Source organism: Pseudobutyrivibrio xylanivorans DSM 14809 (assembly GCF_900141825.1).
Lineage (GTDB): Bacteria > Bacillota > Clostridia > Lachnospirales > Lachnospiraceae > Pseudobutyrivibrio > Pseudobutyrivibrio xylanivorans.
In genome coordinates, this window is the sequence record NZ_FQYQ01000002.1 from 125,949 (window position 1) to 147,298 (window position 21,350).

Consider the following 21,350-nt stretch of genomic DNA (forward strand, 5'->3'; position numbering starts at 1 on the left):
TTTGCGGGGGTGTGGTTTTGAGCTTTCACTATACTAAAAGAAACTATAGCAAATATTATCTTATTATCTTTAGTGTTGCAGGTATATTATTGAATGTCTGCTTAAATTATCTTGCTTTAAAAATGGATCTTCCTATGTACTTAGATATTGTAGGAACCATTTTTGTCACATTTCTTGGAGGCGTTTTGCCTGGCATTATTGTTAGTTTAATAACAAGCATGCTTTTAAATATTTTTTCTCCTGGATATCTATATTATTCTTTAATTACAGTCATTATCGCTATTTTAGCAGGCTGGTTTTTCCGTTACTCAAAGTCTTCAAAAATTCTAAAATTTCTATATTCTGTTCTAACGGCAGCACTGGTATGTTCTGTTTTCGGAGTTTTTATTCAGAACTACATTTCTGGCCTTCCTTTTGAAGAATATGTTGAAGAAATATTCCAGTATGTAAATGTGAAAAATGAATTTAGCTATATGCTTGTTGTTATTTTTGCTGTTTTTTTACTAAATATCGTTGATAAAGGTATTGCTATTGGATTGGCTACCTTATTTTTCCATCTTATTCCAGAAAGAACGAGAGACTATATTGCAAATTATGGATGGAAACAAAAACCATTAACATTACAGGAAATCAGAGAAGCCAGAAATATAAGTACCAATAAAGCTATTCATAAAAAAATAAGTGTTATGCTTTCTACAACAATTTGTTTACTAAGCGTTATTATGATTTGGATTAGTATTACTTTCTATTATGAAGATTGTAAAGAAGAGTATTCAGATGAGGCTTTTGCAATAGTAGAAAACGCTGCATCAATCTTAGATGGTGATGAAATATATGAATATGTAAAGTGGGGTGACAAAGCCAAAGGGTATCATGATGTAGAAAATCAAATGAAAATGCTGTTAAACAACACACAGGGTGTTGTAAAACTTTCATTTTTTATTCCTGAACAGAATGGTTTTTTATACCTATTTCAGGTAGGAAAAGAAGGGGTTACTCTTTCAGATAATGGAATAATCATTCCTTATTATGATGAGTTTTCTAAGTACAATGATTATTTTAAAAATAAAGAAGTAATCCATGAGATTATGTTTAATAGTGATAAATCCGTTATGTTTGCTTCTTACCCTGTAAGAAATTCCAATGGGGAAATAGTTTGTTATGCTATTTCTGACGTGTATATGTCATTTCTTTCCGAATATGCCAGGGATTATTTGATGAAAATTTTCCTATGTTTTTCCGGATTTGTTGTTATGATTATGATTTTTGCTTTTACTCTGGCAGGATATGAGCTTGTTATTCCTATTAATTGTATTACAAATGCTGCATGTGAGTTCCTGGATAGCCATGGTGATCAAAATGCATTAGATGAAAATGTTCGAAAGACACGTTCAATAGGCATTTGCACAGGGGATGAGGTAGAACAGCTTTATAGAACTATATGTCAAATGGAATCAGAAATGGCTGAATATGTTAGAGATTTACGGCATTTTGCGAATACAACAAGAAAAACTCAGACGGGGCTTATTATTACTTTGGCAGGTATTGTTGAGAGTAGAGACATCAATTCTACTTCTCATGTTCATAATACAGCAGCATATGTTCGAATTATATTAAATGGTTTAAAGAAAAAGGGCTATTATTCTGAAAAGCTTTCTGATGAGTATATGGAGGAGGTTGAAATGTCTGCGCCTCTTCATGATATAGGAAAGATTCAGATTTCAGATTCTATTATAAATAAGCGAGATGAACTTACTAATGAGGAAGAGGAGATATACAAATTACATACGGTTTACGGAAGACGTATTATGGAAAAGGCTATAACAATAGTAAATGATGATACGTATCTGAAAGAAGCCAGAAATATGGCAGCTTATCACCATGAAAGATGGGATGGAAAGGGCTTTCCTGAGGGACTTCACGGAGAAGTTATACCACTGTCAGCAAGAGTTATGGGACTGGCTAATGAGCTTGATGAATTAATCTCACCTAGAGGCTTTAAAATCTCCTGCACATTGGATGAAGCTATAGAGATTATTAAATCTGAGTCGGGAAAAAAGTTTGATCCTAAATGTGTTGATGCATTATTGGAATGTATCAGTGATGTTAAAACAGTTATAAACAACAGTAATTTTAGAAGATATTGATGGGGGCAATTTATAGTATGAGTCGAAGAATAAAAGTATTGCCATTATTAATATTGATTTTTGCTTTGATGGTTTCTTTCGAAAATAAACCTTATGTCTATGGAAAAGATACTGAGATAAAGCAGGAGAAAACGGAGAAAAAAGGCGGCGGTGGATATGCTGCCTCTAATCAGCTCAACGGTTTTGGATATACGGCAAAAGTATATGATTCTACAAATGGTCTACCTACTTCAGATGCTAATTATATTTTGTGTTCTGATTCTGGTTATATTTGGATAGGAGGATATAGTGGAATAATAAGATATGACGGAGCTGATTTTGAAAGGCTCGATTCATACGATGGACTTACTAATAGTAGAACCCTGTATCAGGACAGAAATGGCCGTATGTGGGTGGGTACAAATGATAATGGCTTGGTTATTCTTGATGAACAGAGGAATAGAAGACATATTACAGATGAAGACGGCCTGCCTTCCCGATGCATTATGTCCATAATTGAGGATGGTAGAGAAAACTTTATTATTGGAACCTCAAAAGGTATTGCTGTTATCGATAAAGATGACAATATTAAATATATTGATGACAGTAGATTAGATTCTGGAAGGATAGTCAGACTTACACGAGATTATTATGGCGATATATATGGATATTGCGATAATGGTAATATATTCAAACTTATAGATGGAAAAGTAGAACGAATTCTTAGAGCTTCAGATTTAGATTTGGATTTTATTACCACAATTATTGCTGATCCTAATGATGTTGGAAAGGTATATATAGGTACAGAATCGGGATTAATCTACTACGGAAATTTTGGTGATTCCTATTCGGATTTACGAAAAATTAATGCCAAGCCACTAGATTACATTTATTGGGTTAGTATTGATTGCGACAGGGTATGGGCAGCATCACACACTTCTATTGGTTATATAGATGAACATAAAAATTTCAAGGAAATAAAAGATCTTCCGCTGAATACGGATATAGAAATGCTCACGTCTGATTACCAGGGGAATCTTTGGATTGCTTCATCTACAGCAGGTGTTATGAAAATAGTTACCTGCAATTTTACCAGCGTTACCAGTCGTTATGATTTTAATAATCTTGTGGTTTACGCAAATTATATAAATAAAGGTTACCTTTATATGGGAACAGAGGAAGGCCTTTATATATTAGATATTTATGGAAATCAAGTTACAAATAAACTAACAGAGTATATAGGAAAATCTTGTGTTCGGCATATAATGAGTGATTCACAGGATAATTTATGGTTATGCGTATACAACAATGGATTAGGCCTTGTATGTCAGAAAAAAAGTGGTGAAATTATAAACTTTACTACGAAAGAGGGATTACCTAGTGTGCAGGCTCGCTGCTCATTAGAGTTATCCGATGGCACAATAGTAGTTGGTGGTAATAAAGGAATAAGTTATATTAAGGATTTTAAAGTCCAATCGAAGAAGAATATTGAAAGCTTAAGAATAGATGACAGTATTTTGTCTCTTTATGAAAAAGATAAAGATTTATATATAGGCACAAATGGAAACGGAATATATATTTTGAACGAAAGAGGTCTAAGACATTATAGTATCAACAATGGTTTGACCTCTGATATTGTTATGCGAATTATCTGGGACAAAACAAGGGAAGTATTTTGGGTAATTACTTCAAACTCCATACAATATATTAAAAATGACATTATTGTTAATGTAACATCTTTCCCTTACAACAATTGTTATGATGTATATTTTAAAGAAAATGGTAAGGATTTATGGGTTCTTGCTTCTGATGGTATTTATTGCGTAAATGCTCAGAGCATGATTGATGATAATGTTAATGAATATAAACATTATAATCTTTTGAATGGCTTGCCAAGTATTCCTACGGGAAATAGTTACAGTTCTTTAGATGAGAATTCAAATTTATATGTATCAAGTCGTAAGGGTGTTTGTAAATTTAACATAGAAAAGTTTGTGGAAGAATATGTTGATTTAAATTTTGAATTACGTTCGGTTATATGTGACGGCAAATTCATTTATCCCGATAAAAATGGAAAATATATCATTCCAGCAGGGGCTAATCGAATTACTTTTGTTCCAGCTATTTTGGATTATTCTGAAACTAATCCTAAGATACATATATGTCTAGAGGGAGTGAAGGATCAGGGGGCAACTGAGCTTCTTAATAAACTTAGACCGTTGGAATTTACCGGTCTTAGATATGGAACATACAATCTACATCTTCAAATGCTGAATCAAAGTGGAAACGAAATTCTTCGGGAAAAAAAGTTTCTCATTGAAAAGAAACCATTACTTTATGAAATGGCTTTTGTTCAGGCTGTTATTTTATTATTGTTCCTAATTATAGGTGGTGTTTTGGCATGGAGAATATTGTATAAAACAACTATAAGTAAACAGTATGAAAAATTACAGGAAACCACTGATGAACTGGCAAGAGCAAATAGCGTAAAAGAACGATTCCTTGCTAATATTTCAAATTTCCTTAGGACCCCATTGATTACGATTATGGGTGCCGATGAAATGATTCTTAGAAGAGATCCTACAGTTTCTTCTAATGAATATTTCTTCTCAGTTATTAATGATGCTATGGAAATAAAAAATGAATCTGAAAATCTATTGGAGTTAATTGATTCGTTAATATATATATCCAATATAGAATCAGGAAAGGCTACAGTTAGTGAAAAGGAATACGATACTGTGGAGGCTATGCAAAGCGCAATATCAATAACGAGACATCTTTGCAATGAAAAAGGCCTATCTTTTGAGTTCGAAGTGGATGAAAAGATGCCAGTCCGCCTTTTTGGAGATGTTGATAAATTAAGCCAGATTATTTGGACATTGATTAATAATGGGGTTAAGTATACTTCTGATGGCGGTGTGACTATACGGGCAACAGTTGATTCAATAGAGAATAATTATTGTGATTTGAACATTTCTGTAAAGGATACAGGACCAGGAATTAGTGATGAATTCAAGGATGTTATATTTAACTCCTTTGAAACTATTGGATATATGACGGTAGGTCTTCCTTATGAATTTGGATTGGGACTTACTTTATCTAGAATGTTCGCTAATCTAATGAATGGAACAATCGAGGTTTCCAGTGAAGAGGGGCAGGGGGCAACCTTCACTTTTAAGGTTAGACAAAAAATAGTTAATTCAACACCAGTTAGTGTATTTAAGGAAAAAGAGGACAGGGTAACCCAGGGACTTTATATTCCTAGTTTTGTTGCTCCAGAGGCGGAAGTTCTTGTTGTAGATAACAATATGAAAAGCTTGAATATTGTCAAGAACATTCTGAAAGAAACAAAGATGTTTGTAGGAACAGCCATAACAGGTGAAGAATGCCTTGAGAAAATAAAATTTGGAAGCTATAACCTTGTATTGATGGATTATCATATGCCTGACATAACTGCTTCAGAACTTTTAATTCGTGTACGTGATATTGTTCCCGATATTCCTGTTTATGCTATTTCTTCCATACCAATGGAGGATGAAGAATTCTATCAGTCTAAAGGTTTTAATGGTGTATTGTTAAAACCTGTTGATAGCAAATTGTTGGAAAAAACAATTTTAAAGCACATTCCTACAAAAATTTACATGAAGCTATCTGATACGGAAGGTTATGAAGAGGATTCTGAACTTCCAAAAGATAAAGAATGGCTTTATAACATTAAGGAACTTAATGTACGAGATGGAATTAGAGATAATGGTGGGGCTGGTCAATATCTGGCATCATTGCTTGCATTTATGGATGCCATAAATAAATATGTTAACGGTATTGATGATGCATATAAGAATTTAGATATCAAGTTATACACTATTAAAATGCATAGTTTAAGAACCTCCTGTTCAATTGTAGGCGCTAATGATTTGGTGGCAGTTGCAGAGTCTTTGGAGGCTGCAGGAAATCGTAATGATTTAGATTATATAGCAGATAATACAGACAGTTTCCTATCTGAATGTAGAAGTCTATATACCAAGCTTACAAAATTACACTCATTGTAGAGAGGATGAAAGAAGGATGTTAGAATTTTTTATCAAACATCAATTGGATCTGATGCTGGCTCTAAGCAGTATATGCGGAACAATAGCAATTTTTGTTGTTGTAGCTAGAGCTTTGCCATTAAGCAGAAGAATTGTGCTGCTGTTTCTGGAATTAAGCGCAATGACTTTGCTTTATTCTGATAGACTTTCATACTTCTACAATGGTGATATATCCCAATTAGGTTTTTTCATGCATCGTCTTTCTATTTTCATGGATTACCTATTTACTGATGTTATTGTATTGGCATTCAATCTATATCTTATTGATTTATATAAGAATGAAGGAAAGATGAAGAAGACTCCGCTACGACTGGATTTTTGCACGATATTTATGATTATTGGAATTATACTTTGTATTTTCTGTGGCTTATCAGGAATATATTATACATTTGATTCAAATAATATTTACAGCAGAGGACCGGGATATATTATAAGTTATATTTTCCCATTCTTCGTGCCTTTGATTCAATTGACTGCAATTATAAAATATAAAAGATATTTAGATTGGATAATTAATCTTTCAAATACGCTTTTTATTGTTGTTCCTTTAATCTGCTCAATTGCTCAATTATTTATAGCGGGAACATCAATGACCAATATAGGAATTATTATTACTTGCATATTTATTTACATAGTAGCTTTATTTAAGCTTAATCGAGAAATGGAGGAGGGCAAGCGTAGCGAGATTGACTTTTTGAAAAAAGAGCAGGAGAGTATGCAACGTCTTTTCTATCAGACATCATCTGCTTTCATGGGGGCTATTGAGGCTAAGGATGTATATACATTAGGTCATTCGGATCGTGTTGCAAATTATGCAAAAGCTATTGCTAAAACCTGCGGTAAAAGTGACAAAGAATGTGATGAAATATATTATGCTGCACTGTTACATGATATTGGAAAGGTTGGACTTCCAGAATCCATTGTTAGTAAGGGCAAGGATTTAAATGATGAAGAATTAAAAATCTATCGAAGAAAGACGGTTATTGGTGCAGATATTCTTTCTAATATTACTGAATATCCTTTCTTAAAGGATGGAGCACATTATCATCATGAAAGATATGATGGAAGTGGGTATCCTGACCATTTAAAAGGTGATGAGATTCCAGAGATAGCCAGAATAATTGCTGTTGCAGATTATTATGACAATATGACTTCAAGAAAAAGTGACAGGGATGCGTATCCTCAAGTGATTGTTAGAGAAGAATTTCTAAAAAAATCAGGAACAACATTTGATCCACGTTTTGCAGCTATTATGATTAGTCTTATTGACAGCGATAAGGACTATAAGTTACGTGAAAATGTGGAAGATATAGATAATAAGCCTGATGAATACTTCTCTGTTAATGAATATAGAAGTAATGTTACAAAGGGAATTCTTATTGATGATAAGTTTACAAAAATCGGTTTTGAATGGAGCCTTAATAGCGATTCGCCAACGGGATTTTCGGCACCATCAATTATTGTTTTTGATGCTTACGATGGAAGAATCCATTCTGATGAGAAGAGTATAAGCGCGTTTGGGTATTTAGAATTTGGGGAGATTTGGTTTAATGGGCACTATAATTCCACTAAGGCTAAGAACATGGAAGTTACAATTTCTCAAAAAGGTGGAAGCATTTCGGAGTTTTACGGTGCTGCCTATGAGATGACTGCAGCTAAATGTGGGGATCATCTAAAGATAAGCATATCAAGTGATTCTGAAGTTATAGATGTTATTATGGCTTTACCTGAGAATTCAAAGTACGCCTATATAGGCATCACAGGTGAATATTGTAATATTAGTAACATAAATATAGAACGTACAGAAGAGATATTTACAGATGATCAGTTCACACGAATTGCTCCAGCCAACAATTACATTAACAGACTTGAAGGAGATTTACCTAATCTTCAGATTGATCGTTTCCGTTCGGCATCGTCTGTTGGTACTCTTATAACGGATGGATTGAATTGTGAATTCCATACAATGAGCCTTCCAATGGCAAATTTCATTTGGAATTGCCCTTTTATAGTCGTGTACTCTTCAGATGATGGCAAGGTTGATGGGGAAAATTATTTGGAATATGCTCTTATTCAAATGAATGGTGAACTAAAGAGTGATTCAACACTTGCTACCAATGATCCTACAGTTAAAAAAACTAGGGAATTTAAGAATTGGGATACTTGGAAAGAGAAAAATAAAAAGGGAATGGAATGCCATATTTCATTTAGAATATCTGGCGACACTCTGGAGATGGCCATTGAAAATTCTGATTTTAAAATCAAGAATAAAACTATGTTTCTTCTTATGCCAGAAAAACTATATTTTTCTATTACAGGTGACCAATGTGCCATTACGGACATTAGAATTTATGAATAGAATGATGAGTTAGGTTCTATGCATAACTCTTAGTCAAATTTTTAACAAAAAGTTCAAAAGAATACTTTACTAAATAAACAAAAAATGAGAAAATATTCTCGATAGCGCGCTTATGTTTATAAGCACGTTTTAAATTATGTCATTAATGTAAGTAGCAATTACATTTTAATGGTCATTAATCGAACGAAGAAAGGAGTTCTACAATGATTTACACAAAAGAAGTAGAAAACATGTGTCCTGTAGCTAAGGGCGCAAAGCATGAACCAGCTCCTATCCCTGAAGAGGGAAAATGGGTACACGCTAAGCAGATTTCTGATATTAGCGGTTTCACACACGGTGTAGGCTGGTGTGCTCCACAGCAGGGTGCCTGCAAATTATCTTTAAATGTTAAGAATGGTGTTATTGAGGAAGCTCTTGTTGAGACAATTGGTTGCTCAGGTATGACACATTCAGCTGCTATGGCAGCAGAGATCCTTCAGGGAAAGACAATCCTTGAGGCTCTTAATACAGACCTTGTTTGTGATGCTATCAATACAGCTATGAGAGAGCTTTTCCTTCAGATCGTTTACGGACGTACACAGTCTGCATTCTCTGATGACGGACTTGCAGTTGGTGCTGGTCTTGAGGATCTTGGAAAGGGTCTTCGTTCACAGGTTGGTACAATGTACGCAACAAAGGAAAAGGGTGTTCGTTACCTTGAGATGGCTGAAGGCTATGTAACAGGTATCGCACTTGATGCTGATAACGAAGTTATCGGTTACCAGTTTGTTTCTCTTGGAAAGATGACAGACTTCATTAAGAAGGGTGATGATCCTAACACAGCATGGGAGAAGGCAAAGGGCCAGTACGGTCGTGTTGACGATGCTGTTAAGATTATCGATCCACGTCAGGAATAATTATAGAAAGGAGAAACAATAATGTCTTTATTTGAATCATATGAGAGAAGAATTGATCAGATCAATGCTGTTCTTAATAAGTATGGTATCAGCTCAATCGAAGAAGCTGAGAAGATTACAAAGGACGCTGGTCTTGATGTATACGAGCAGGTTAAGAAGATTCAGCCTATCTGCTTCGAGAACGCTTGCTGGGCTTACACTGTAGGTGCTGCAATCGCAATTAAGAAGGATTGCCGTAAGGCTGCTGATGCAGCTGCTGCAATCGGAGAGGGTCTTCAGGCTTTCTGTATCCCTGGTTCTGTAGCTGATCACCGTAAGGTAGGTCTTGGCCATGGTAACCTTGGTAAGATGCTCCTTGAGGAGGAGACAGAGTGCTTCTGCTTCCTCGCAGGTCACGAGTCATTCGCTGCAGCTGAGGGTGCTATCGGTATCGCTGAGAAGGCTAACAAGGTTCGTCAGAAGCCTCTTCGTGTTATCCTTAACGGTCTTGGTAAGGACGCTGCACAGATTATCTCACGTATCAACGGTTTCACATTTGTTGAGACAAAGTACGATTATAAGGAAGCAAAGCTTAACATCGTTTCTGAGAAGGCATACTCAAATGGTCTTCGTGCAACAGTTAAGTGCTACGGCGCTGATGATGTTCAGGAAGGTGTTGCTATCATGCACCACGAGAACGTTGGTGTTTCTATCACAGGTAACTCTACAAACCCTACACGTTTCCAGCATCCAGTAGCTGGTACATACAAGAAGGAGTGCGTAGACCTTGGTAAGAAGTACTTCTCAGTTGCTTCAGGTGGTGGTACAGGACGTACACTTCACCCAGATAACATGGCAGCAGGTCCTGCTTCATATGGTATGACAGATACTCTTGGACGTATGCACTCAGATGCTCAGTTCGCTGGTTCATCTTCAGTTCCTGCACACGTTGAGATGATGGGTCTTATCGGTATGGGTAACAACCCAATGGTTGGTGCTACAGTTGCAGTTGCAGTTTCAGTTGAGGAAGCTGCTACAGCTGGTAAGTTCTAATTATACTTAAATTATTAAAGAGCTCTCAGGCTTCCTGAGGGCTCTTTTTTATTGCCCTTGTTGACAATTCTGTAACATTTATATGCTATTGTATTGTTATCAATTGATTTATGCATGTAGGAGGTTTTTCTATGAGCAAAAGGTTTTTTAGTTTTTTTGTTTCTCTATTGTTAATCACAGCTCTTTTCGCAGGATGTGGTTCCAAGGAGGAGACTGCAGCAACAGCCGAAGCTCCTGAGGAAGAGACTGGATTGCCATCGGGTGATGTTTCTCTAAGAGTTTGGGGAGCCGATGAAGATGAAGAGCTGGTTAATCAAATAATTAGTGGCTTCATTAAAGAATATGGTAGTATGGCAAATTTCAATATTACCTTTGAGGCTCATAGTGAATCCAGTGCTAAGGATGAAATACTTGGAGATGTGTTAAATGCTCCAGATGTATTCACTTTTGCTGATGATCAGCTCATGGCTTTAGTTGCTTCTGGTGTCCTTAAAAAAGTTGAAAATGACAGTGAGATTTCAGGTAGAAATTTAGCAGCTGCAAGTGACGCTGCTTCCGTAAATGGAACATTATATGCTTATCCTCTTACTGCAGATAATGGATATTTCCTTTTTTATAATAAAGCTGTTATAAGTGATGAAGCAGTTCAGTCTATGGATAGTCTTTTGGCAGCTGCAGGTGCGGCAGGACAAAAGGTATTTATGGAGATGAATTCTGGTTGGTACATGTATGCGTTTTTTGGAAACACAGACATGGAGATTGGTCTTAATGATGACGGAATTTCTACCTACTGCAATTGGAATGCAAAATACACAAATATAACTGGTCGAGATGTTGCAGAGGCTATGGCTGCAATTGGTAGAAATCCAGCATTTACATGTGAGAGTAATGATGGATTTGTAGGTGGGGCAGCTGATGGCACCTTTGCAGCTGGTGTTAGTGGTATTTGGGATGAAAATGGAATAAAGGAAGCTTGGGGTGATAATTATGCAGCATGTAAGCTTCCTACATATACAGTAGCAGGACAGCAGGTTCAGATGTCCAGCTATGCAGGATATAAGCTTGTAGGCGTTAATTCTTATTCTAAAAATCAGGCTTGGGCAGCGAAATTTGCAGATTGGATGACTAATGAGCAAAATCAAACTTTAAGATTTGAAATGAGAGGTCAGGGACCATCTAATACAAATGCGTCAGGCTCAGGTGCTGTTGCAGAATCTAAAGCTATTCAGGCATTACAACAGCAGGCAGAATATTCAAGCTTGCAGAGAGTTGGCGGAACCTATTGGGATCCGGCAGCTAACTTTGGAACGCTTATGAGCCAGGGTAATCCTTCGGGTAAAGATGTTCAGGTTCTTTTAAATGAAATGGTAACAGAAATTACTGGAGAGGAATCTACTGGTGACCTGGTAACAGAAGAAGGTGAAGCTGCTCCAGAAGAAAATAAAGAAGAAGCAACTGAAGATGTTGTAGAAGAAGCTACAGAAGAGACAACAGAAGAAACAACAGAGGAAATTATAGAAGAAACTACAACAGAAAATTCAGAGGAAAATAAGCAATAGGAGGACTCTAGGATGAATAAGAAAACAAGTATCAGATTATATATTTTAATCCCAGTCCTTTTATTGGGAATATTATCAATTTTTTCTAATGTAATGGCTCTGTTTAATTTAAGCAAGGTAAATCATACAGCAACAAAGATTGCGGATGAATATATGGTGGCAATAACAGAGCTTGATACAATTGGCCAGACAGCTAAGGATATTCATTCTCTTGCATTATCACACATTGTTGCAACAGATTTTGAGACTATGACGTCTGTGGTATTGAAAATAGAAGAAGAGGAAGCGGTTTTGGACAGCGTCATGAGTGAGTATGGAAATCAATTTGCTAATGAAGATGCAAATTTTGAGACTATGAAAGCTGATTTTCAAAGCTTCAAGGATTCTATTATGATTCTTCTTGCTCAGAGTGCTAATCAAAGAACTAAGGATGCCTATGCCACAGCTAATGGTCAGGTAGCTGAGAATGCTCAGAAGCTTAATCAGGATATAGATAATGTTATAGCTGCGATTCATACCCAGTCTGATGCACAAAGACAGGCTTTATCTACAGCAAATATGGTTGCAAGCTTTGCGAGTTTAATAATTGTAATTATTAGTTTGATAGCAGTAATTGCCGCTGTTATTGTTGTAGCAAGAAAAATTTTAAAGCCTGTTACTAAGGCAGAATCTGAACTTCATGAAATTATTGAAGGAATAAATAATAGAGAAGGCGATTTGACCAGAAGATTGACTATCGAGTCTCACGATGAAATAGGAATGCTTAGTCAGGGAATAAATGACTTTATAGAACGTCTTCAAAGTATATTTATGATGATAACTGATAACTCGACAGCCATGGATAAGGTTGTTAACGATGTTTTGGGAAGCGTTAAAACATCCAATGACAGTGCTTCGGATTTGTCGGCGTTAACTGAAGAGCTTTCTGCTACAATGCAGGAGGTTGCAAACAGTGCGGGCGCTATTAATAATAACACTGAACAGGTAAGAATTGAAGTTGATGAGATGGCTGACAAGAGCCGCGAAATCAACGAATATTCAAAGACAATGAAGGAACATGCTGATGTTATGGAGCAGAATGCAAGAGAAAATATGGATGAGACTAATAAAAAGGTTGATGATATCCTTGCAGCTCTTAATCAGGCAATAACTGATAGCCAGAGTGTTGATCAGGTTAATTCCCTCACTGATGATATTATGAGTATCGCAAGCCAAACAAATCTGCTTTCACTAAATGCTTCAATAGAGGCTGCAAGAGCAGGAGAAGCAGGAAAAGGTTTTGCAGTTGTTGCTGATGAAATTGGAGGTCTTGCTGAAAATAGCCGTCAAACAGCAGCGAATATTCAGGAGATTAACTCTGTAGTAGTTAATGCGGTTCATAATCTTGCTGATAATGCTAATGAATTAGTAGATTATATGCAAAATTCTATTCTTCCTGAATTTGAACGATTTGTAGAAGACGGCGAAAAATATAAGGATAATGCTAATTATATAGAATCTGTAATGGCAGATTTTACAAATAAGACGGAAGGATTTAAAGATACCTTCACAGAAATTGCTGAGTCAATAAGTAGCATTACTTCTGCTATTGAAGATGGTGTAAGAGGTGTATCTTCAGCTGCTGAAAGTACGCAGAATCTTGTATATGATATGGATAATATTACAAAGCGTATGGATGAAAATATGAGAATAGCTGAAGAACTTGAAGAAAAAACGGCTATATTTAAAAAAATATAATATTAGTTAATGGAGCTCTTAGTTTGCTAAGGGCTCTTTTAGTTCTTAAAATGAGATTAATCAAATGTTTTATCTCATAAAAATCCTTAGAATTTGTACATTCTTTAAACATTATATGTATTTTTTGTGACACCTCTTAACCAATTGAAAAGTATGGGTATATAATTTCTTTAAACGGAATTATTGGGCATTAATTTAAATGGGGGTGCACAATGGCAAAAAATAAAGGCATTTTTTTCCAATCAATTACTTTTCAAAACATAATTTTAAATGTTGTTATACTTGTGGCATTTATAATTTATGCACTGATTTCCAAATCAGCTATGCAAAGCGTAAAGTCACTGGCTCAAGTAGCAAGTGAAAATGAACTTATTTGCGCACAGGAATCGGCCGCATTACGTCAAGATGTAGTTCGTATTTCAGCTGAAATTAATCGTACATTAGGACAATTTGAGGCAGGCAAGGAAATGCCAGCTGATGAATTTGCGGATATGGAAGGTTATATGAATGATATTGGCTCTCATCTTGATTATATGGATTCTAGTATACTGGTTGGAAACCTACCAGATGGGCAGGAGAGAGTTGATAATCTCAGAGCTAGCGCAGAGGCATTTGTTGCTGCAGCTGGTGCTATGGAAAACTTTATCATATCAGGTGATTTTACGGGAGCAATTGGCTGTGTATCTGGTGATTACGGAGCAAACCTTGTTGCAACAAATGATGCTTTAGATGCTATTGATGAGGGAATTAATTCTCTAAGCGTGGGCTTTAGCGCTTATTTGGATGGTTACATTGCTCAGGTTTCTGTAAAGGGATATATAGTCATGGCATTGGTTGTTGTCTTGATTATACTTAGCTTTGTACTTTCATTTTTTAGAATTAATAAGACTATACTTGGTATTTCAAATGAATTACAAGCTATCATTAATAATATCAATAAGGGCAAGGGCGATTTAACTGCCCGAATAAACACAAAAACAAAAACAGAACTTGCACTTATATCTGATTGTATCAATCAGTTTTTAGGAACATTGCAGGGTGTTATTAAGGATGTTAAGGATGGTGCAACAGTACTTAGCTCATCTGCAGACAGCATGGTTGTTAAAATCCAGAGTGCTTCTGATAATGTAACAAATACATCTGCTGCTATGGAAGAGCTTGCAGCATCAATGCAAAATGTATCGGCTACTACATCAGAGCTAAATGATAAGGTTCTTGAGGTTAGAGATGCTTCTGACGCTATTGATACTGAGGCAAAGGCAGGGGCTGATAAGGCCAACGAGATTAAAGAGGCAGCTAACGCAATCAAGAGAGAGGCTACAGAGAAGAAGGACAACACTGGAGCTAAGATGGAAGAGCTTTCTAAAGTCCTTGAAGCTTCTGTTAAGGAGTCAGAACAGGTTAACCAGATTAGTGATTTGACTAATGAGATTTTAGATATTGCTAGTCAGACAAACTTACTTGCATTAAATGCTTCTATTGAAGCAGCTCGTGCTGGTGAAGCTGGAAAGGGCTTTGCTGTTGTTGCGGATGAAATCAGTAAGCTTGCAGCAAATTCTAGAGATACAGCTGGTAATATTCAGGAGATTTCTGGTAAGGTTACAGCTGCTGTTAAGACACTTTCAGATAATGCTATTCAGGTTATTGAATTTATCAATGAAAATGTACTTGCTGATTATGATGCCTTTGTAGAAACTGGTTCTAAATATGAAGATACAGCTTCTATGATTGAGGATATGCTTGCTACTTTTACTGAAAAAGCTGACAATCTAAATGCTGTGATGAATGAGATGGCTGGACAGATTGAAACTATTTCTCGTTCGGTTGAAGAAAGCTCTAGTGCTATTGGTATGTCAGCAGCCTCAGCAACAGAAATCGTTGGTGAAATCCAGGGCATTAATGAAGCGATGGATCAGAATAATGATGTAACCAAGCAATTGAATGCTAGCACTCAGAAGTTTGAGATAGTATAATCCCTTTAGAACTTAATAATATTATTGTTGACAGTGCCTCCTGGTATGTTTATACTAGGAGGTACTTTAATACTTTTAAGCACTAAAGCAACCGGAGGACCACATAAATGAAAAAAGAAATATCTAAGCTTTTAGAGGTAAGAGAGAGCGTCAGAGTTGTTGATGCAACTTTACGTGATGGAGGTCTTGTAAATGATTTTTATTTTACAGATGAATTTGCAAAGGCTCTTTATCTTACAAATGTAAAGGCTGGAGTTGACTATATGGAAATGGGCTACAGAGCCGATAAAGAGCAGTTTGATGAGGATAAATTTGGTCCTTGGAAGTTTTCATCTGATGATTATATTAGAAAAATCGTTGGTGATAACGATACAGATTTAAAGCTTGCTATTATGGCTGATGTAGGAAGATGTAATTACAAGGAAGATATTCGTCCAAAGGCTGAAAGTCCTGTGGATTTAATTAGAGTTGCTACATATCTTCATCAGCTTCCAGGAGCTGTTCAAATGATAGAGGACGCATATAATAAGGGCTACGAGACTACCTGTAATATTATGGCTATTTCTACAGCTTCTATGGAAGATATCAAATCAGCCCTTGATATTGTTTGTCAGACACCAATTTCATGTATTTATATAGTAGATAGTTATGGTTCACTTTATCCAGAACAGACAGAGCGTATAGCTGATATGTACTACGAAATCGCATCAAAATATGGTAAGCGTGTGGGAATGCATGCTCATGATAATCAAAAGCTTGCATTCGCTAATACCATAGAGGCAGTTGGAGATAATGTTGATTATCTTGATGCTACATATTGCAGCATGGGACGTGGTGCAGGAAACTGTGCAATGGAGCTTCTTTTAGGATTTTTAAAGAATCCTAAGTATAAAGAAAGATATGCCATCAAGTTTGTAGAGGACTTTATGCTTCCTCTAAAAGAGCAGGGAGTTGTATGGGGCTACGATATGCAGTACCTTACAACTGGTCTTTTGAATCAACATCCAAGGACTGCTATAGAGTTTACTAAGCAGGGCAGAAAGGATTACTTTGCTTTCTACCAGGAGATGCTGAATTTAGATTAATAATTTATAGTGCGCTTAATAGCTTTTTTGCTATTTCAGTCCAGGTGTGGTTTTTTGATGCTACTTCAAAACCGGCCTGGGCTATTTTTTTGAGCTTATCCAGGTCTTTTAAATTCTCGTCTACTATAAATGTAGATTCATCTATATCTTTCAGGTCGTAGAACAGTATATTGTCCCCATGTTTATATTCATTTCTAAGCAAAGTGGTAGGGTCGGTGAGAGTGACGGCGCCATTTAGCTGGGAAGAGAAGACTCTGTCGTGGCTTCCGGCTTTGAAATTTGGCATGATATTTACAGAGATTTTTGCTTTCGTAAATACGGTAAATGTGAGATTGAAAGGAATCTCTCTGTGAATGGTGGCATGCTTAAGTGGAAGCTCCTCCCAAAGGGCTCCAAAAAGGTGCAGTTCATGTTCACATTTATCCAGGGCTTCTACAAGTTTCTTTCTATTTAGACAACGAACATAGGCGTCAGCTAAATAGAAGGTTTGAGTATGCAGAGGCTTATCGAGATTTATATAATCATAGATTTCCGTTTCAGATAGCGTATCAACGGCCTCTTCTATAGTAAGGTCGCTGTCAGATTTAAGCATTTCTATCAGCTCATAGACTGTCTTAGCAACAGGCACTGGCATTTTATTAATAGCAGTTTCAAGTCTTTCTGGAGCAGTATATGTTCCAGAAAACAGAATATCGTATTTACGGTTATTAAATTCATCCCAGTCTATTTTTTCTTTGCCAAAGGCAAGTTCGCCTGTCATAGGGGTGACTGTAACGGATTTAATGTGAGGATAATATTTCTCGATATATTTTTTGTGATTATCATCAAGACATACTACATGAAAATTTTTAAGCTTATGCTTTAGGGAATCATGATGATATAAAGGATGATCCAAAATGAAATCAAAAAATGGGGCATCTACATGATCTAAGAAATAAGAATCATCATCCATCAGAGCTCTTGGTAAATCAGAATTAAAATCAATCATTGCGTCAAAATGCTTACCAACATATTGCTCTAAATCATCCAATTGATTTTCATCGACTTTAAAGTATTCTACTGAGTGACCAAGGCTAGTAAGAGCATTGCCCAGAGAGTCTCCAAAATATAGATAAGAGTTGTAGCATACTGTTTTCATTTCAAAGATAAGAAAGTTCATAGCTAAAAACCTCACCAATTGTTCATAATTTGTTCCCCATATTTACTTTAAAGTTTAACATACTTTATACCCACTATGTTATACTTTGTATAAAGAGAGAAAGGGGAATCTATGATTAAAGCGGCTGCATACAATTGCGAACCACTACAGAATCCATTTATCTTTGATGAAGTGTATGACATGATTAGTCCTCAGCGTAGGGCGCACGTTGATGAAGCTAAGACACTTAAAGGAAAGTGTGAGCGACTTGGTGCCTCTCATCTTTTGGAAAAGCTTTTATGGGAGAATCATATTCAAAGACCTTACGTTTATGCAAACACTTCTCAGGGAAAACCAATTTTCATACAGCCAAAGAATGTTGATTTTAGTATCAGTCATGCAGATTTTTTTGCTGTGGCAGCTATTTCAGATAAGCCGGTAGGTATTGATGTGGAAAGAATCAGGCCATATGATCCGGATTTGGTTAAGAGATTTTTTACAAAATATGATTTAGAACTTTTAGAATCGGTAAAAAGAAGCGAGGTAAACAAGAAGTTTACTGAGGTTTGGACCTTCAAGGAAGCCACCTGCAAGATGATGGATCGCCCGCTGATGCAGGTACTGCAGTGGGTGGATTACAGTGAATACTGTGATTGCGAAAAAGGCAACGTGGAATGGACCAAGCAGGGCTTCGAGTTCAGAGATTATTACATTACACTTTGTTATGAGGACAAGAGACAGCCTATTCAGATGGGCTTGTACAATCCGTATGATGGGAAGTACTACTAAAGAACTAGTACTTCCTTTTTATTTAAATATGATTTAAATAAGATTTCAAATAATTATTGACATATACGTTGTTTGTGATAGAATTCTATTTAGTTTCATGCTTCACAGTAGTGAAGTGGAAAAGGAGTATAATTTATGGAGTCTACAAAAGTTCTTTCTATTTTAGTTGAGAATACACCAGGTCTCACAAGCCGTATTTCAGGCTTATTTTCACGAAGAGGGTACAATATAGACAGCTTTTCAGCTGGCGTTACTGCAGACCCAAGATATACAAGGGTTACTATTGCTACTCATGGTGATGAGATGGTTTTGGAGCAGATTGAGAAGCAGGTTTCAAAGCTTACAGATGTTGTTGATTTAAAGGTGCTTGAGCACGGTACATCTGTTACCAGAGAGCTTATGCTTGTTAAGATTTCTGCAAGAAGCACAGACAGACAGGATGTGCTTACAATTGTTGAGATTTTCCATGGTAAGGTTGTTGATGTAACTCATGACTCAATGGTTCTTGAGATTACAGGTGGACAGAGAAAGCTAGAGGCTTTCCTTGATATGCTTGGAGATTACGATATTTTAGAGCTTGCCAGAACAGGTCTTACAGGACTTACACGTGGTAGCGATGATGTTGTAATTCTATAGATATAATTTTTACAGGAGGATAATAAGAATGTCACAGGAAGCAAAGATTTACTATCAAGAAGATTGCAATCTTTCATTATTGAAAGGTAAGACAATAGCTATTATTGGTTATGGTAGCCAGGGTCATGCACATGCACTTAACCTTAAGGAGAGTGGATGCGATGTCATTATCGGTCTTTATGAGGGCTCAAAGTCATGGGCTAAGGCTGAGAAGCAGGGACTTACAGTATACACAGCAGCAGAAGCAGCAAAGAAGGCTGATATCATCATGATTCTTATCAATGATGAGAAGCAGGCTGATATGTACAAGAAGGACATCGAGCCAAACCTTGAGGCTGGTAACATGCTTATGTTTGCACACGGTTTCAACATTCACTTTGGTTGCATCAAGCCACCAGCAGATGTTGATGTTACTATGATTGCTCCTAAGGGACCAGGACACACAGTACGTTCTGAGTACCAGGCAGGTAAGGGTGTTCCTTGTCTTGTTGCTGTAGAGCAGGATGCTACAGGAAAGGCTCTTGATCTTGCACTTGCTTACGCACTTGGAATTGGTGGAGCTAGAGCTGGTGTTCTTGAGACAACATTTAGAACAGAGACAGAGACAGACCTCTTTGGTGAGCAGGCAGTTCTTTGTGGTGGTGTTTGTGCTCTTATGCAGGCTGGTTTTGAGACACTTGTTGAGGCAGGCTACGATCCAAGAAATGCATACTTCGAGTGTATCCACGAGATGAAGCTTATCGTTGACCTTATCTATCAGTCAGGCTTTGCAGGAATGAGATATTCTATTTCAAATACAGCTGAGTACGGTGACTATGTTACTGGACCAAAGATCATCACAGAAGACACAAAGAAGGCTATGAAGAAGATTCTTTCAGATATTCAGGATGGAACATTTGCTAAGGAATTCTTACTTGATATGTCACCAGCAGGACGTCAGGTACACTTCAATGCTATGCGTAAGCTTGCATCAGAGCATCCATCAGAGAAGGTTGGAGAGGAAGTTAGAAAGCTTTACAGCTGGAACAACGAAGAAGAGAAGTTTATCAATAACTAAAGTCTAAGAAAGCCACTGATACGCTTTTGTTACCGGTGGCTTTTTTTATATCTTTATGCTTCTCTAAAGTTTTTGTTTCTGAAAAACTTGTATAGATGTGAAGATATTTTTATTTCTGTGTAAATGTCTGCGTATTCCCTTGGTGAATATTCGCTTACGAAATTCGTAGGGAATTTGCGAGTCATTCCACGTGATTTACAAAGGTCTACGGCTTTATTGTACGCGATGGCAGCCTTTGCTTCGGAAGAATATCTTCCCACTATAAAGTCTCCATTGAGATGTATTTTGGCAACGTATTTTACCTTGCCTTTTTTTTCTTCTTTTGAGACACCGTGATATTTGTTAACAAGAATGATATTGGAATATCGTAAATCCGTATCATCTCCATTGGCAAATTTATAATCACGATCCTTTACACTATATGGCTTGATTCCATATCTACTGAGAATGTTGTACTGCATTCCGTAATCGCTCACAAACATGTGGCCTCCACGGTTCTGTATCTTGTGAGTCGAGTAGTAGAACAAGTCATCATTATCAAATTTAAGGACTGTAGATGGGTCCAAATAATAAACAAAGTAATTTCGATGAAGGTAAACAGGGTTTTTAATGTAAATGTTATTGTCCCTGTAATTAATAAGAGTTACACATTTTTCAAATGGTAATTCTTTTATTGAATTCTGATAGGAAAGTAAAGTGATTTTTTTATCCTTTAGAATTTTCCACGCTTCTTTATAGGCGCGATTACATTGAGCCTCGGTGTTAAAGCTTCCGATGCTGATGTGCTTACCATTGTAGGTTATGTTACCTCGATAATAGGTAGTGCCATTCTTACGTGTTGCTTGATAAACTCCAGGCTTCATATTGTTTGCCTC

At 36.5% G+C, this 21,350-nt stretch carries 14 protein-coding genes; 12 read left to right on the plus strand and 2 right to left on the minus strand.

Going from position 1 to position 21,350, the window contains the following annotated elements; genetic code table 11:
- Positions 1–17 precede the first annotated feature (17 nt).
- The 9 genes from BUA88_RS02285 (at position 18) to BUA88_RS02325 (ending at position 16,855) form a co-directional block, all read left to right on the plus strand.
- Positions 18–2,147 (plus strand): HD domain-containing phosphohydrolase, encoded by a 2,130-nt coding sequence (locus tag BUA88_RS02285; protein ID WP_072912134.1) that lies wholly within the window; start codon positions 18–20, stop codon positions 2,145–2,147.
- 17 nt (positions 2,148–2,164) lie between these two features.
- A complete protein-coding gene (locus tag BUA88_RS02290; RefSeq protein ID WP_159430871.1) occupies positions 2,165–6,175 on the plus strand; it encodes an ATP-binding protein in 4,011 nt (1,336 codons plus the stop codon).
- A 16-nt stretch (positions 6,176–6,191) separates the two neighbouring features.
- On the plus strand, positions 6,192–8,573 hold the full coding sequence (locus BUA88_RS02295; RefSeq protein WP_072912142.1) for an HD-GYP domain-containing protein: 2,382 nt from the start codon (positions 6,192–6,194) through the stop codon (positions 8,571–8,573).
- 203 nt (positions 8,574–8,776) lie between these two features.
- Positions 8,777–9,469 (plus strand): iron-sulfur cluster assembly scaffold protein, encoded by a 693-nt coding sequence (locus BUA88_RS02300; protein WP_015549537.1) that lies wholly within the window; start codon positions 8,777–8,779, stop codon positions 9,467–9,469.
- Between the two features lie 21 nt (positions 9,470–9,490).
- Positions 9,491–10,501, plus strand: coding sequence for a GGGtGRT protein (locus tag BUA88_RS02305; protein WP_015549538.1), 1,011 nt, complete (start codon positions 9,491–9,493; stop codon positions 10,499–10,501).
- Positions 10,502–10,632: 131 nt separating this feature from the next.
- On the plus strand, positions 10,633–12,060 hold the full coding sequence (locus BUA88_RS02310; RefSeq protein ID WP_072912145.1) for an extracellular solute-binding protein: 1,428 nt from the start codon (positions 10,633–10,635) through the stop codon (positions 12,058–12,060).
- Between the two features lie 12 nt (positions 12,061–12,072).
- Positions 12,073–13,797, plus strand: a complete 1,725-nt coding sequence (locus BUA88_RS02315; protein WP_072912150.1) for a methyl-accepting chemotaxis protein — start codon at positions 12,073–12,075, stop codon at positions 13,795–13,797.
- Positions 13,798–14,009: 212 nt separating this feature from the next.
- Positions 14,010–15,770, plus strand: a complete 1,761-nt coding sequence (locus tag BUA88_RS02320; RefSeq protein ID WP_072912153.1) for a methyl-accepting chemotaxis protein — start codon at positions 14,010–14,012, stop codon at positions 15,768–15,770.
- A 107-nt stretch (positions 15,771–15,877) separates the two neighbouring features.
- A complete protein-coding gene (locus tag BUA88_RS02325; RefSeq protein ID WP_072912156.1) occupies positions 15,878–16,855 on the plus strand; it encodes an aldolase catalytic domain-containing protein in 978 nt (325 codons plus the stop codon).
- Between the two features lie 4 nt (positions 16,856–16,859).
- Here BUA88_RS02325 and BUA88_RS02330 read toward each other — a convergent pair whose 3' ends face one another.
- Entirely contained in the window at positions 16,860–18,014 is a 1,155-nt protein-coding gene (locus BUA88_RS02330; protein ID WP_072912158.1) for a glycosyltransferase, read from the minus strand.
- A 111-nt stretch (positions 18,015–18,125) separates the two neighbouring features.
- Between BUA88_RS02330 and BUA88_RS02335 the strand changes: the two genes are divergently transcribed.
- From BUA88_RS02335 to ilvC, 3 genes are all read left to right on the plus strand, one after another.
- Positions 18,126–18,782: a 4'-phosphopantetheinyl transferase family protein gene (locus BUA88_RS02335; RefSeq protein WP_072912161.1), complete on the plus strand. Its 657-nt coding sequence runs from the start codon at positions 18,126–18,128 to the stop codon at positions 18,780–18,782.
- Between the two features lie 135 nt (positions 18,783–18,917).
- Complete coding sequence (gene ilvN, locus BUA88_RS02340) at positions 18,918–19,418, plus strand: acetolactate synthase small subunit (protein WP_072912164.1); 501 nt, start codon at positions 18,918–18,920, stop codon at positions 19,416–19,418.
- 22 nt (positions 19,419–19,440) lie between these two features.
- Complete coding sequence (gene ilvC, locus BUA88_RS02345; RefSeq protein WP_278335513.1) at positions 19,441–20,475, plus strand: ketol-acid reductoisomerase; 1,035 nt, start codon at positions 19,441–19,443, stop codon at positions 20,473–20,475.
- 53 nt (positions 20,476–20,528) lie between these two features.
- Here ilvC and BUA88_RS02350 read toward each other — a convergent pair whose 3' ends face one another.
- On the minus strand, positions 20,529–21,338 hold the full coding sequence (locus BUA88_RS02350; protein WP_072912171.1) for a hypothetical protein: 810 nt from the start codon (positions 21,336–21,338) through the stop codon (positions 20,529–20,531).
- Between the last annotated feature and the right edge of the window lie 12 nt (positions 21,339–21,350).

What these genes read in the sequence shown, in the direction of transcription:
- BUA88_RS02335 (WP_072912161.1), top strand. Translation starts at nt 18,126, where the DNA reads ATGATTAAAGCGGCTGCATACAATTGCGAACCACTACAGAATCCATTT.
- BUA88_RS02305 (WP_015549538.1), top strand. Translation starts at nt 9,491, where the DNA reads ATGTCTTTATTTGAATCATATGAGAGAAGAATTGATCAGATCAATGCT.
- BUA88_RS02310 (WP_072912145.1), top strand. Translation starts at nt 10,633, where the DNA reads ATGAGCAAAAGGTTTTTTAGTTTTTTTGTTTCTCTATTGTTAATCACA.
- BUA88_RS02315 (WP_072912150.1), top strand. Translation starts at nt 12,073, where the DNA reads ATGAATAAGAAAACAAGTATCAGATTATATATTTTAATCCCAGTCCTT.
- ilvN (WP_072912164.1), top strand. Translation starts at nt 18,918, where the DNA reads ATGGAGTCTACAAAAGTTCTTTCTATTTTAGTTGAGAATACACCAGGT.
- BUA88_RS02350 (WP_072912171.1), bottom strand. Translation starts at nt 21,338, where the DNA reads ATGAAGCCTGGAGTTTATCAAGCAACACGTAAGAATGGCACTACCTAT.
- BUA88_RS02320 (WP_072912153.1), top strand. Translation starts at nt 14,010, where the DNA reads ATGGCAAAAAATAAAGGCATTTTTTTCCAATCAATTACTTTTCAAAAC.
- BUA88_RS02300 (WP_015549537.1), top strand. Translation starts at nt 8,777, where the DNA reads ATGATTTACACAAAAGAAGTAGAAAACATGTGTCCTGTAGCTAAGGGC.
- BUA88_RS02330 (WP_072912158.1), bottom strand. Translation starts at nt 18,014, where the DNA reads ATGAACTTTCTTATCTTTGAAATGAAAACAGTATGCTACAACTCTTAT.
- BUA88_RS02325 (WP_072912156.1), top strand. Translation starts at nt 15,878, where the DNA reads ATGAAAAAAGAAATATCTAAGCTTTTAGAGGTAAGAGAGAGCGTCAGA.
- BUA88_RS02295 (WP_072912142.1), top strand. Translation starts at nt 6,192, where the DNA reads ATGTTAGAATTTTTTATCAAACATCAATTGGATCTGATGCTGGCTCTA.
- BUA88_RS02290 (WP_159430871.1), top strand. Translation starts at nt 2,165, where the DNA reads ATGAGTCGAAGAATAAAAGTATTGCCATTATTAATATTGATTTTTGCT.